Raw genomic sequence first — 13,089 nt, 5'->3', positions numbered from 1 at the left:
TAGAAACTTCTTGGAGATAATCTTTATGCAGGTCGATAAAAAATCAAGGGTTTGGGTGCAGCGTTCTTGCACCTTGGTGGGGAGGTTTCCCAATCAAAACTACCGTCGTCCATTGGTAACTGCATTTTGTATGTGAGTATTCAACCTCATAGGTTTATAACCAAAAACTAAACCAAACGCATTTTTGATATATCTTCTGGAGTAAAAAGTAATGCTTTACACAGTAAATCACTGAAAAATTTAGTAGTTATCGAAAAAATGAACAAATAAAGCTGTAAAATTGACTGCTAATAAAAGTTTCGAGCAGAAATAGTGGGGGATACTGAGCATCAAATTCACAGAGTAATACTGGGAAAACTTAGCAACATAGTATAGAAAATCTTAATGTCTAGATCAAGTTATATAAACCGATTTTCGGACAATGTAGGTATACTTTTCTAGAATTAGTTATGCGATTGCGCGGTGCGCAGTGCTGACAGCCCAGTTTGCTCTAAGCCATAGGCGATCGCCTAAGTTGCCAAATGATCCCATAACTAATTATGATCGTGTCTCGCAGACAGCGCCAAAACTTACAGAGATTTACAGAGACTTACAGAGGGATAACCGCTCCCATGCTCCCCTTGAGTAAGAATTAAAAGTCTAGATTTGTCTAGGTTTTGCACAGCAGAACAATAAAAAATATTGATTGTCATAGACGGTGACAGTCTCCAACTCAACTATATTTGACTCTTAGGTGAATAACACCAAAACAAGTCGTTTATCTACCTTCATCAAGCCAATGACATTTGATAATAACCAAGAGCTTACCTATAAAAATGCCCAATCTGTGGGACAAACAGGGTTATCTTTGTCCGTTAACTCTAATAATCCCTTTGGTAGTTCCGGGCTAAACTTTGCCCAAAGTAACGACAGTAAAAAAATTACGGAAAATAGTCGCATTGGTGAAATTGTTCCGGGCCGAGTCGCCAATATTAAAGTTATTGGTGTTGGTGGTGGCGGTGGCAATGCTGTTAACCGCATGATTGAATCTGATGTTTCTGGGGTGGAATTTTGGTCAATTAACACCGATGCCCAAGCCTTGACTTTAGCTGGCGCTCCCAGTCGTTTGCAAATCGGGCAGAAACTAACCAGGGGTTTAGGTGCGGGGGGTAATCCCGCTATTGGTCAGAAGGCAGCGGAAGAATCACGTGATGAAATTGCTACCGCTTTAGAAGGTGCAGACCTAGTTTTTATCACTGCGGGTATGGGTGGTGGAACAGGTACGGGTGCTGCGCCAATTGTGGCGGAAGTGGCCAAAGAAATGGGCGCTTTGACTGTGGGTGTAGTGACCCGTCCGTTTGTATTTGAGGGACGGCGACGCACTAGCCAAGCCGAGCAGGGTATTGAAGGATTAAAAAGTAGGGTTGATACCTTGATTATTATTCCTAACAATAAGCTGTTGGAGGTAATTCCTGAACAAACACCTGTACAAGAAGCTTTTCGCTATGCCGATGATGTGTTGCGTCAAGGGGTACAGGGTATTTCTGATATTATTACGATTCCTGGTTTGGTGAATGTGGACTTTGCCGATGTGCGAGCAGTCATGGCAGATGCGGGATCAGCATTGATGGGTATTGGTGTGAGTTCTGGCAAATCTAGAGCTAGAGAAGCTGCGATCGCCGCGATTTCCTCACCATTATTAGAATGCTCTATTGAAGGTGCTAGAGGGGTTGTCTTCAATATCACTGGTGGTAGTGATCTCACTCTGCATGAAGTGAATGCGGCTGCGGAAACAATTTATGAGGTGGTTGATCCCAATGCCAATATTATTTTCGGTGCAGTGATTGATGACAGACTGCAAGGAGAAGTCAGAATTACCGTGATTGCGACTGGGTTTACCGGAGAAATTCAAGCTGCTCCACAACAAACTGTGGCCACTCCCAGAGTAGTGACTCCATCTCCCAGGAAGCTAGGAGTACAACCAACTGTTAATCAACCAACTGTTAATCAACCAACTCCAACTCCTGAACCTAAAGAAAAACCGATTCTAGATATTCCTGATTTTCTCCAACGACGACGCACACCACCGAAAAATTAAGTAATTGTAGATTTGAGATTTTAGATTAAGTTTGCAGTCTCAGTTCTGGCGTTTGTGCTTTATACAATTTCTTAGTTTTACGTTTATCACCAAAGATAGGGGTCTGCAATTTAGTTGCCTACCCCATATTTTATTGGAGTTTTTTTATTTGGTAATTGGTAATTGGTAATTGGTAATTGGTAATTGGTAATTGGTAATTCAATTTTGGATTTTGGATTTTGGATTTTGGATTTTGGATTGTTTTTGTCAATTCCAATCTAAAATCTAAAATCTAAAATCTAAAATTTTCTTCCCCAGTCACCAGTTCCCATTCACCTGCTCTAGCCATTGAATAACCTGATGAGCAAGGTGAGTACCATCTAGGCGATCAATTTCTCGGATGCCCGTGGGACTGGTAACGTTGACTTCTGTGAGGTAGCCACCAATCACGTCAATACCAACAAAAATCAAGCCGTCTTGACGCAGTTTTTCTGCCAATAAGGTGCAAATTTCCTGTTCTCTTGCGGTAATTTCCGTTGGAGCAACAGTACCACCTGTTGCCATATTATTGCGAAAATCACTACCACTAGAAAGGCGATTGAGCGCCCCAATGGGTTCGCCATTGAGCAAGATAATTCGCTTGTCTCCCTCCTTAGCTGCGGGTAAATAGTTTTGTACCATTACTGGTAATCGACCTTGCAGGGTACTGAGTTCGACTATTGAGTTAAAATTGCGATCGCCTGATTGTAAAAATAAAATCCCCTCCCCAGCTTTGTTACCCAATGGTTTGAGAACTGTTGCACCCTTAGCTTCTACAAATTGGCGGATCACCTTTTTATCAGCACTCACAATGGTTTCAGGGATGGCTTGAGTAAATTGCAAGGCATACATTTTTTCATTTGCGGCTCTGATACCATTGGGGTTGTTAATTACCAGGGTTTTATTTTGGTCAATGTAATCCAAAATATAAGTAGCATAGAGGTAGGAATCGTTGACTGGTGGGTCTGTCCGCATAAATACAGCGTCCATTGACTCCAAAGCAGTGAGGAGGCTAGAACCTAACTTATACCAAGGATTTGCGGCTACCCAACGTCCCTCTATTAATTCCACTGGTACAAGTTCTACTTGCTGTAAAACAGCCCAAGCTTTGCTATCCACAACATTTAACAAATTCGCTTGGGTTATCCAAACTTCATGACCAAGAATTTGCGCTGCTTCCATGAGGGCAACACTCGTATCATGGCAAGGGTCAAGCTGATGGATGGGATCAATAATAAAAGCCAGTTTCACCCTTTCTACCTCAATTATCAAAAAAAATTTAATTGTTATGGATCTAAAAATCACGTTACAACCCAAGGTTTAACGGGTGATGAACTGCGGGCAAAGCTGATTTAAGGATGCCAGTATTCAAATGAAACGCCTGTAAACGCTGCTGGAGATATTCTAATAATTCCAAAAAGCAGGTTTCTAAGAAAACTTGAATCTCCCGCTACACCGTTAGGTTGGTGGGGGAGTCTCAAGACGCTTGACCTAAACCTTAGAACCTCCAAGAAGAGTATCTAGTTGGCCTGTACTGTCTAAAGTGTAAAGATTATCACAACCACCAATGTGATGATTATTGATAAAAATTTGAGGCAGAGAACGCTTTCCATTTGCTCTTTGAGCCATTTCAGTTCTTGCTACCTCATCTCCATCAATGTTGTATTCGATGAAATCAACGCCTTTATTTAATAGTAGGTTTTTGGCACGGTTACAAAATGGGCAGGTACTCCAAGTGTAGATTTCTACTTTGGCAGTCATAACATCCTCAAGTTGAGCAAATACTTTTCAATTATAAAAGGTAGCTTCTGTCTCATCCTTGGCCAGAACGATGCCAGAGCTACCAGCAAATCATCCAAAATCCAAAATCTAAAATTTTCAAGCTCAATTTTCAAGCTCAATTTTCAAGCTCAATTTTCAAGCTCAATTTTCAAGCTCAACCGCCGTCTACTGCATATTGAATCAACTGGGACAGGCGTAGGCGTACAGTATCTAAACCTAAACGTTGACTGGCGGAGATAAACACCGCTAGAGGAAATTCTTCTTGCGCCAAAGCCAGAGTTTCACTATTGACTTGATCGATCTTGTTAAATACAACTAATGCCGGACCGGGAGTAATAGGCATTTGGGCAAGAATATCCCGAACTGACCGAATATGACTTAACCAGGCAGGATGGGATAAATCCACTAAATGTAGTAGGGCATCTGCTTCGGTGACTTCCTCCAAGGTGGCGCGGAAAGCATCCATTAAAGAAGCTGGTAATTCATGAATAAACCCTACAGTATCTGTGATTAAGGTTTCCTGGGGTTCATTTGTATCCGCATGAGGAATAATCAGACGACGGGTGGTGGGATCAAGTGTGGCAAACAGTTGGTCGGCTGTATATACTTCCGCGTTGGTGAGGGCGTTGAGCAAGGTAGACTTGCCCGCGTTGGTATAACCCACCAAGGCCACTGAAGGAACTTCCCGATGTTGTCGCCGTTGCCTTAACCGACAACGATGAGCTTGTAATTGGTTTACTTCTTGCTGTAGTCGAGAAATCCTTCTTTGAATTGCTCGCCGTTCTGTTTCTAATTTGGTTTCACCAGGTCCACGAGTCCCGATCCCACCCCCTAGTCGGGACATGGCACGGCCTCTGCCGGTGAGTCTTGGCAGCATATATTCTAGCTGCGCTAGTTCAACTTGTAATTTACCAGCACCAGATTGGGCGCGTTGGGCAAAGATATCTAATATCACTTCTGTGCGGTCAACAACTCTGACACCAATCTGCGCTTCTAGGTTGCGGACTTGAGCGGGTGAAAGGTCACGGTCAAAAACTACCAAATTTGCTCCCAATGTTTGGGCGGTTAAAGCTACTTCTTGGACTTTACCTTCACCAATTACTGTTTGAGGATGAATGCGCGATCGCTTTTGTTGTAAGGCCTGCAAGACATCACCCCCAGCCGTATCCACTAGCCTTGCTAGTTCGGCTATGGTGTCTTGAAATCGTTGGGGAGTCATATCATCGGTTAGTACCCCGACTATAACCACGCGATCATGGTCAGCGTCTACTTCTTGAGCAATATATTCCCGACGGAATTCTGCTTCTAGACTTTCCACCAAGTCCAGAAAATCCTGTTCGGCGATCGCATCTAAACTCAGAGGTGGCGATACGCTGGAATATAAGGCTGAATCTGGAATATTCATTCCTGATGACTGAGTTAAAACTAATTGTCTGCTATTAGCTACCAAATGCGCCAAATAAGCTTCTTTTACGTACCCAGTCGCTCCCCCACCCCGACGGGTAAATCCAGTGCCGGTAATATTCAGCATTACTAGAGCATCTAAACGTTGTAGCGCCATTGCTGTCAGTGCCGCCTCATTCGGTGGTTCTGCTTTGAGATGGGTGGCTATACAACGAATACCGCTCAACCGTTCTGCACCATAACGGGGCAGTTCTAGGGGTGGGATTTGGGTTTGACGTGGATTGCCTACTCCTACCCGGATCACTTGTCCGCGACGGTTGAGATAGGCACATACAGGTTGATTTATTTCCGTACTAATTGCTGCCAGCCTTTGGGCGAACTCCGGTGTTGTCATGCGATCGCCCGATATACGCTGGTGGTACAGCCGCTGTAGTTGCTTGAGCTGGCTGGACTTTAAACCTTGGAGATTTCCGAAGATAGTCTCTATAGGCGCTTATGACCAGTAAACTGGCCCCCCCGAATTATTTTATATTTTTATTTTAACAAAAACGGTGTCAGTCCGTAGTTTACCATAAGCTACGGAAATACTGTTCGGAAACAGGGACTTGTGACTTCCACCCAGAACTACTAGCTGATGCTTTTAAGTCTAAATCTGGTACTGTTGTTAACTTCAAGACATTTGATGATTTCCAATCAAAAAAATCCTGGGCGCGATGAATAAAATAATCAATTAAAAAAGGTCTCCCCAAAAAAACAAACGTAATGGGAATATTATCTCTAAAACTCTCTCGCAGTTTATTTAAGTGATCTAAAATTGGGGGAACACTGCTTAAATCATGAGCATGGGTTTCTGTGACTTCGCCGAACTTTTCTTTTTCATACTTATAGAGCGAATATTCTAAACCTTTAATAAATAAGATATCAAATTGCTTATTTATGTAGAGATTTAAAACTCGCTCATATAAAGTATTAACTGGCTCAACTAGACGTAAAATTTCTAGTTTTTTCTCTGGTATATCATGGAGAGTCCGAGAAAAAAGTTTCTCAGTCTCCAGGGGTGTACACTCAACAAACAATAAGCCAAACTCATTGTTGTTTTTGCGTTTTATAGCGTTGAGGAAAGTTTGATATTCTTCGTTTCCTTCTGCGGGTACGTCTTGATCCCAGTCACTAAAATCTAAATTCATGGGAGATTTTCTACAGCTTCTTTAAATTCCTGAATACCTTGAATCAGTGGGTGAATATCATACCAACGCTGCATTTCCCCTTCTTCATCCAAATAGCGGTACTCTAACAGGCAGCGATTAAACATCAAACTCCGATATTGATCATCGTTGATGATACGCTTAGAAAGGGAGACTTCTGCTAATAAACTCCATTGATGGTTTTCCACAGCGCGGCGGTAAGTATCTCTAGCTTGAGTAATGGCGCGTCGAACTGCTCTTTCGGAAATTGGCAAATCTTGAGTGCGTCCAATGGCATCCTGAGTCAACAATAGCAAATTTCTGACGTGACCTCCACTCATCAAACAAAGTCGTTCTAGGGTTTGAGAACTGTCAAATATTTCCGTTTCTAGTGGTTTATCTGGTGCAAACTGCCTGATGCGCCGGGAAATGACCTCTTTAACTTTTTTTAGCCCTGGTTGATATATTTCTCCTCTAGGAGTGCGTACCATTACCATTGGTAAAATTTGCGGATCACCATATATATCACGCAGGTCTGTAGCCCTGGCAGAATAGACCATAGCAATGGGTACAGTATAGATTAAATGGCAATCTAAGGCTTTCAGTTGTTCACAGCGGTCTAAAAAAACTTCTTCATAATTGGTGCGATCGCCATCTTGAACTAACACCATTCTATCTAAGTTGTCAATAATTACTGCCAGTTGGGTGCAGTGAGCAGGTAGGCGCTTTTTCACATCGGCGATAAACTCATTTAAAACCTTAATCAAAGTCACCGTATGGGGATTAACTTTTTCTCGTATTTGCTGCCTTAGTGCCGGTACTGCTCTTAAATTTGCTGTTAATTTGGAAAACTGACTAATTTGCATTTCTACATTCATATCCTCGATGTGAATTTCAGTTAGCGCCAAATCTTTCAAATCTTGCCAACGATCTTTGAGCCAATTAAGCACAGGTTGAGGATTACCAATTGCGCGTAAATCTTTTAGTAATCTCCGAGTACAAGCCAAGAGAATATCTGTATATTGAGCATCTTCTGAATCTATATCTTCTTCATCCGCAGCAAAATAAACTACATAACATTGTCTTGCTTCCAAATATTCCTTGAGTCTGAGTAATTCCGTAGATTTACCTGCTCCTCTATGTCCAGAATATAATTGACAAGTATTTTGATTTGCTAACTGAATACGATTTCCCAATTCTTCTAAAATATCTGCTTCTCCTCGCACATCTTGACAGTCTACATAGTTAGGATCACCTGCGGGTAAGGGTTGGAATGGGTTAAAAGCATTATAGAGGTTTTTGAGTAATTCAGTATTGTTGGACATAGGTAAACAACTTAGTTGATGCAGTTCTGATGATGCTAAAAAGTTAGATGAAGTCAGCAATAACAAGCAAGCGATATAATTTTAATGTCAGAAGCTAAAAATGTCAGATATTTAAAATCTCCACAGTGAAAATTTTAGCAAAAATGTATACACATATATGGACGACAAATGCAAGTACCTGATCAAAAAATATTTTCATAATAAATTCACCAAAAGATTTTAATTTTAAATTAATCAAATTTAATTCATCATACCCCTACGTATTAAATCTTGAAAACGTGCATCTTCTCGAATACAATGAAAATCAGGATCAGCGTTGGCCATTGTTGCAAACTCTTCAGGTCTGAGATTAATTGCTTGCTCCAAGTTTTCTAGTGCTTGCTCAATACTACCTTGAACAGCATAACAACAAGCTTTATTGTACCAAGCATATTTATCATCAGGTTTTATTCTTAATGCTTGATCATAAGAGAACAGAGCTTCGTCCATACGTCCCAAATCATCCAGTGCATTACCTCGATTGTTCCAAGCATAGTGATCATCAGGTTTAATTTTCAGAGCTTGATCATAAGAGAAAACAGCTTCTTCATTACATCCTATCTTGCGGAGTGCGATACCCAAATTGTACCAAGCATAGTGGTCATCAGGTTTAATTTTTAAAGCTTGTTTATAAGAAAAAATTGCTTCTTCATATCTGCTTAAATTCCGAAATGCGATACCACGATTATTCCAAGTAAAACAATCATTGGGTCTTAAATTGAGAGATTGGTCATAAGCTGAAATTGCTTCTTCATTGCGTCCTAAATTTCGTAGTGCATTACCTTTATTATACCAAAAATATGGGTAGTCTGCCTTAAATTTTAAAGCTTCTTCATAAGAAGAAAGTGCTTCTTCATTACGTCCTAAGTTCAGCAGAGCATTACCTCGGTTGTACCAAAAATATGGATCATCAGGCTTAAATTCTAAAGCTTTTTCATAAGATGAGATTGCTTTTTCGTTGCATCCTAAATTCAAGAGTGCATGACCACGGTTGTACCAAGCAAAATGATCATCAGGTTTAAATTTTAATTCTTGTTCATAGAATGTAATTGCAGTTTCATATTCACCAGCAGAATAAAGTAGATTTCCCAATTCAAAAAGCAAACTTGCTCTATTACTATCTGTTTGATGTTTTTCTGCCAGAAGTTCTTGAATTTCTAGAACTTTTTCAATTTTTCCTTCTGAAGTAAGTTGTAGATATTTTTCATAGTCTCCTTCTAGTAAAAGACGACGTGATTCTTCTTCAACTAATTCTGGTGTAGTCGGTAATTCATATACTCCAGAACGCCAATCAAAAAAATCAGGAGCGCGATGGATTAAATAGCTGAGTGAAAATGAACGCAATAAAAATACAAAGCAAAAGGGAAAATCATCCCTAAATCTTTCTCTTTGTTGGTTAAGATGATTTAGTATTGGTGGTACTTTAGTTAAATTGTTAAACTGACCTTCAGTTATTTCGCCAAAGTTTCTTTTTTCATATTTATACAAGGAATATTCCAAACCTTTAATTAATAAGATGTCAACTGTTTGACCTTGAATATAATTCGCTACTTGCTGATATAGCTTATCCACTGGTTCTAGCAAGCGTAATACAGCAATATTTTTATGCGGAAGATCCTGGGGAATTTTATGTATAAAACAATCTGATTCCACAGGAGTACATTGTACAAAATATAACCCAAATCCTAATTTTCTATCCAGAGCGCAGAGTAAATCTTGATATATTTCTTCGGGATCTGGAGGTAAATCATCATCCCAGCTACTGCTATTGAGTATCATATAGATTTGATGGTAGATGCTTGCGTAAAAAATCCAAAGTCAGATATAAATTTTACACTATGGTTATTTTTTAGTATTTGAGCTTCATATCCAATCATCATAATCCTGTTCTTTAAGTTAAGGTAAAATTTAAGGAATATTTTAAACATCAATGTTTACATAATAATACGGTTTTTTCTTTGATTTGGTATCCGTATATTCACTTAAATATATTAATGTCAGGCTATTTGTCTTTCTTAAATTTTTCTAAAAACATATTATTAGGACTTACGCATTGACAGGATCAACCAAATATGAGGTATGGGTTTCGGGCATTTTAACGTGATTTTTTAATTAGGGGTTGCTGAGAAAGTCTTTCCGTGATGGCATAGGAGTCAGGAGTCAGGAGTCAGGAGTCAGGAGGAGATTTGAAAATTTCTTTGCCATCTCTTGAAATCCCAAAAAATGCACACTTTTTCCGGTATACCCTTCAAAACCCTTGCACTAATTTCTGTGTTTATCAGCCTCTAACCTTTGATATATCAAGGTTTTAGGTTTATTCAGCAAACCCTAATTATTTTTGGGCGATAGCGAAGCGCTGCTGCAAGCAGTTCGCTATTGATCGGAAGTTAATCGCCAAAAGCCTGAAACGACGGATTTTCGTTCATGCACATCATGGTGAATTTGTACAGTGCGTAAGTCCTAATTATCACACTTTGATGAGTAAAAAAGAGTTTTATTGTTTTGAGTTTTAACAACAGTAAATTGAGAAAAACCCGAACTTAGTGATTTTATTGATTATAATAATAACCCAAGTTCCTAGTTATTATCTAGGACTTTTGCAGACTATCTTGTTATTCTAATTTGAGAGTCTTTCTTGCATAACTAGGAGGCTAACGCCACGCTTACTTCGACAGGCTCAGTACAAGTCGCTATCAAGGAGTCAGGAGTTTAAGGATATCAAGGAGTTTTTTGTATTTGGAAACGAGGTAAAAACCAACAAAGTGCAAGGTTTTCCTACTCATAGTTTCCAAAACCTTGCACCTATTTTCTTTGTTACAGTCAATGGGTAAAGCGTCGTAATAAAATGGAGTTGGTGACAACACTAACTGAACTAAAAGCCATGAGGGCAGCGGCGCTGGAGGGGCTAAGAACAAAACCAAAATGGGGTAGTAAAACACCGGCTGCTAAGGGAATACCAATTGTATTATATGCAAAAGCCCAAAACAAGTTTTGACGTATTTTGTTGAAAGTGGCACGGCTGAGTTGTATTGATTCCACAACATCAGAAAGACTATCACGCATTAATATAATTTCGGCGGTTTCCATAGCTACATCTGTTCCAGAATGTAAAGCAATGCCGACATCTGCCTGAGATAAGGCGGGAGCGTCATTAATGCCATCTCCTACCATAGCAACGCTAGTGGTTTTACTTATCTCCCCAGTTTGAAGAGCTTGGATGGTGCTGGCTTTTTTCGCTGGGGGAATACCTGCCATGACATCGGTGCTGTTGAGTCCGAGTTGTTGAGCGATCGCATTCGCTGCTTCTAATCTATCACCACTCAGTATAATTACTCGCAAACCCAGCTGACGCAATTTGTCTACTGTTGCTTTGGCATCTGGTCTGAGGGTATCACTGACGGCAATTAATCCAACTAAATTATCACCAACTGCAACACTAATAACTGTTTTCCCCTGTTCCGCTAATCTTTGTGCGTGTTCTTGGGCAGTGTCAGTAATTCCGTGCCAGTTTAACCATTCCCAGTTACCTAACAACACAGTTTTACCATCCACGACAGCGGATACACCCATTCCTGGTTCAGTATGAAAGTCTACTGCGTGGGAAATAGATAAATTTAGCCGCTGTGCTTCTTGTTGAATTGCTTTAGCTAGGGGGTGATAGGTGCCGCTTTCTACTGCTGCTGCTAGTTGCAGAAGTGAGGATGGTTCTAAGTCTGTAAATGGTAAACAGTCTGTAACTGTGGGGTTGCCTGTGGTGAGAGTGCCGGTTTTATCAAAGACTACGGTATTTAGTTGGTGGACTTTTTCTAACACATCACCACCTTTGATTAATAAACCGCGTTCTGCACCCATCCCAGTACCGACAAGAATAGCTGTGGGGGTAGCGAGTCCTAAAGCACAGGGACAAGCAACCACCATCACAGCGATCGCTAATTTTAAACTAATTAAAAGTGAAGAATATTCAATGTTGGCGGTTTGATGATGTGCTGCATGACTCATCATTTCCATACCATTGGAAATAATATTCACCTCTGGCCAAATATGAGTACCAAAAAAGTACCAAAACAGAAAAGTTAGCAAAGAAGCTGTTAAAACGCCATAAGTAAAATAACCAGCAACCGTATCTGCTAATTTCTGAACAGGTGCTTTGCGAGTTTGGGCGGTTTCTACCAAAGCGACAATGTGCGCCAAAGTGGTATCATCGCCGGTTCTGGTAGCTTGAATAGCGATCGCACCAGACTGGTTAATAGTTCCCGCTGCAACAGCATCTCCTGGTTGCTTCATCATTGGTACTGCTTCACCAGTTAACATCGACTCATCTACCGTTGTTTGTCCAAACCGCACCTCGCCATCAACAGGTATTTTATCACCTGGTAACACCTGCAACCATTCACCAACCCGCACTTGTTCGGCTGGTATTTCAATAATATTTGCCCCTGCTACTAATTTATCTGAGTCTGGGTTAACAATTAACCTAGCTATCTGAGGTTGAAGTGCTAATAATTGTCGAAATGCAGATGCTGCGCGTCCTCTAGCTTGTTTTTCTAAAGTTCTGCCTAAGAGGATAAAACCCAGCATCATCACTGGTTCATCAAAAAAGCATTCCCAACCCATTTGGGGAAACAACAGCGCCACCAAACTAGCAATATAAGCTGTTAGACTTCCCAAACCGATCAAGGTATTCATATTTGGCGTTCCCCGTCGCCAACCTTGCCAGCCATCTATAATAATGGGACGACCAGGAATAAGTAATGCTACTGTTGCTAGTCCACAGTGAAACCAGATGTTATTCAATATTGGGAAAATAAAACCACCAAAATGTCCTATTCCTGAAAATAACAATAATACAAAAGCAACTACTAATTGTTTGAAAGCCGCTTGCATTTCCTGACGCTGTTTTGCGTCTGGATCATATTTTTCTTTCCCTGCTTGAGTTTTCGGTGTGCGGGGTTGAGAAGGAAAACCTGTAGCTGTTAATGTTTGTGCTAATGTTTGTGCTAATGCTTGTGCCAGTGCATCGGCATCTATAGCACCAACTTCTGCTTCTACAACTGCCACTTCTGTAGCTAGGTTGACGCAGACATTTTTAACGTCTGGATGTTGGGTTAGCTGTCTTTCTACTGCTTTCACACAGCCAGCGCACTTCATACCCCCTACATCTAAAATAATTTTCTCTGAGTTGGTATCTCTATTGGAGAGGGCGGTTTCTGGGGTAAGTTTATTTTCGGGAACAAGTTGCATGACAAGTTATGAGATTCGC

At 40.6% G+C, this 13,089-nt stretch carries 8 protein-coding genes; 1 reads left to right on the top strand and 7 read right to left on the bottom strand.

The features are described 5' to 3' along the window. Window positions 1–778: 778 nt before the first annotated feature. Window positions 779–2,077, top strand: coding sequence for a cell division protein FtsZ (gene ftsZ / locus H6F45_RS01885; RefSeq protein WP_096566679.1), 1,299 nt, complete (start codon window positions 779–781; stop codon window positions 2,075–2,077). 297 nt (window positions 2,078–2,374) lie between these two features. Here the strand turns inward: ftsZ and gshB are convergent, their stop codons facing one another. The 7 genes from gshB to H6F45_RS01850 all read right to left on the bottom strand — a co-directional run bounded on the left by gshB (window position 2,375) and on the right by H6F45_RS01850 (window position 13,070). Continuing rightward, window positions 2,375–3,346, bottom strand: coding sequence for a glutathione synthase (gshB, locus tag H6F45_RS01880; protein WP_190346315.1), 972 nt, complete (start codon window positions 3,344–3,346; stop codon window positions 2,375–2,377). Window positions 3,347–3,586: 240 nt separating this feature from the next. Beyond that, window positions 3,587–3,856: a glutaredoxin 3 gene (grxC, locus tag H6F45_RS01875; RefSeq protein WP_137666207.1), complete on the bottom strand. Its 270-nt coding sequence runs from the start codon at window positions 3,854–3,856 to the stop codon at window positions 3,587–3,589. Between the two features lie 175 nt (window positions 3,857–4,031). After that, the gene (gene hflX, locus H6F45_RS01870; RefSeq protein ID WP_190346359.1) at window positions 4,032–5,768 is read right to left on the bottom strand and encodes a GTPase HflX; all 1,737 of its coding nucleotides are present in this window, start codon (window positions 5,766–5,768) and stop codon (window positions 4,032–4,034) included. A 79-nt stretch (window positions 5,769–5,847) separates the two neighbouring features. Beyond that, the gene (locus H6F45_RS01865; RefSeq protein ID WP_190346314.1) at window positions 5,848–6,468 is read right to left on the bottom strand and encodes a hypothetical protein; all 621 of its coding nucleotides are present in this window, start codon (window positions 6,466–6,468) and stop codon (window positions 5,848–5,850) included. After that, window positions 6,465–7,790: an AAA family ATPase gene (locus H6F45_RS01860; RefSeq protein WP_190346313.1), complete on the bottom strand. Its 1,326-nt coding sequence runs from the start codon at window positions 7,788–7,790 to the stop codon at window positions 6,465–6,467. Before H6F45_RS01860 ends, H6F45_RS01865 begins: the two co-directional genes overlap by 4 nt. A 240-nt stretch (window positions 7,791–8,030) precedes the next feature. Further along, on the bottom strand, window positions 8,031–9,608 hold the full coding sequence (locus tag H6F45_RS01855) for a tetratricopeptide repeat protein (RefSeq protein ID WP_190346312.1): 1,578 nt from the start codon (window positions 9,606–9,608) through the stop codon (window positions 8,031–8,033). 1,041 nt (window positions 9,609–10,649) lie between these two features. Then, complete coding sequence (locus H6F45_RS01850) at window positions 10,650–13,070, bottom strand: heavy metal translocating P-type ATPase (RefSeq protein WP_190346311.1); 2,421 nt, start codon at window positions 13,068–13,070, stop codon at window positions 10,650–10,652. Between the last annotated feature and the right edge of the window lie 19 nt (window positions 13,071–13,089).

This window comes from Sphaerospermopsis sp. FACHB-1194 (assembly GCF_014696235.1).
GTDB classification, from domain to species: Bacteria; Cyanobacteriota; Cyanobacteriia; order Cyanobacteriales; family Nostocaceae; genus Sphaerospermopsis; species Sphaerospermopsis kisseleviana.
This window is presented reverse-complemented; position numbering and strand designations above follow the sequence as displayed.

Coding starts and splice junctions, on each gene's coding strand:
- ftsZ (WP_096566679.1), top strand. CDS start 779: ATGACATTTGATAATAACCAAGAGCTTACCTATAAAAATGCCCAATCT.
- grxC (WP_137666207.1), bottom strand. CDS start 3,856: ATGACTGCCAAAGTAGAAATCTACACTTGGAGTACCTGCCCATTTTGT.
- H6F45_RS01865 (WP_190346314.1), bottom strand. CDS start 6,468: ATGAATTTAGATTTTAGTGACTGGGATCAAGACGTACCCGCAGAAGGA.
- H6F45_RS01860 (WP_190346313.1), bottom strand. CDS start 7,790: ATGTCCAACAATACTGAATTACTCAAAAACCTCTATAATGCTTTTAAC.
- H6F45_RS01855 (WP_190346312.1), bottom strand. CDS start 9,608: ATGATACTCAATAGCAGTAGCTGGGATGATGATTTACCTCCAGATCCC.
- H6F45_RS01850 (WP_190346311.1), bottom strand. CDS start 13,070: ATGCAACTTGTTCCCGAAAATAAACTTACCCCAGAAACCGCCCTCTCC.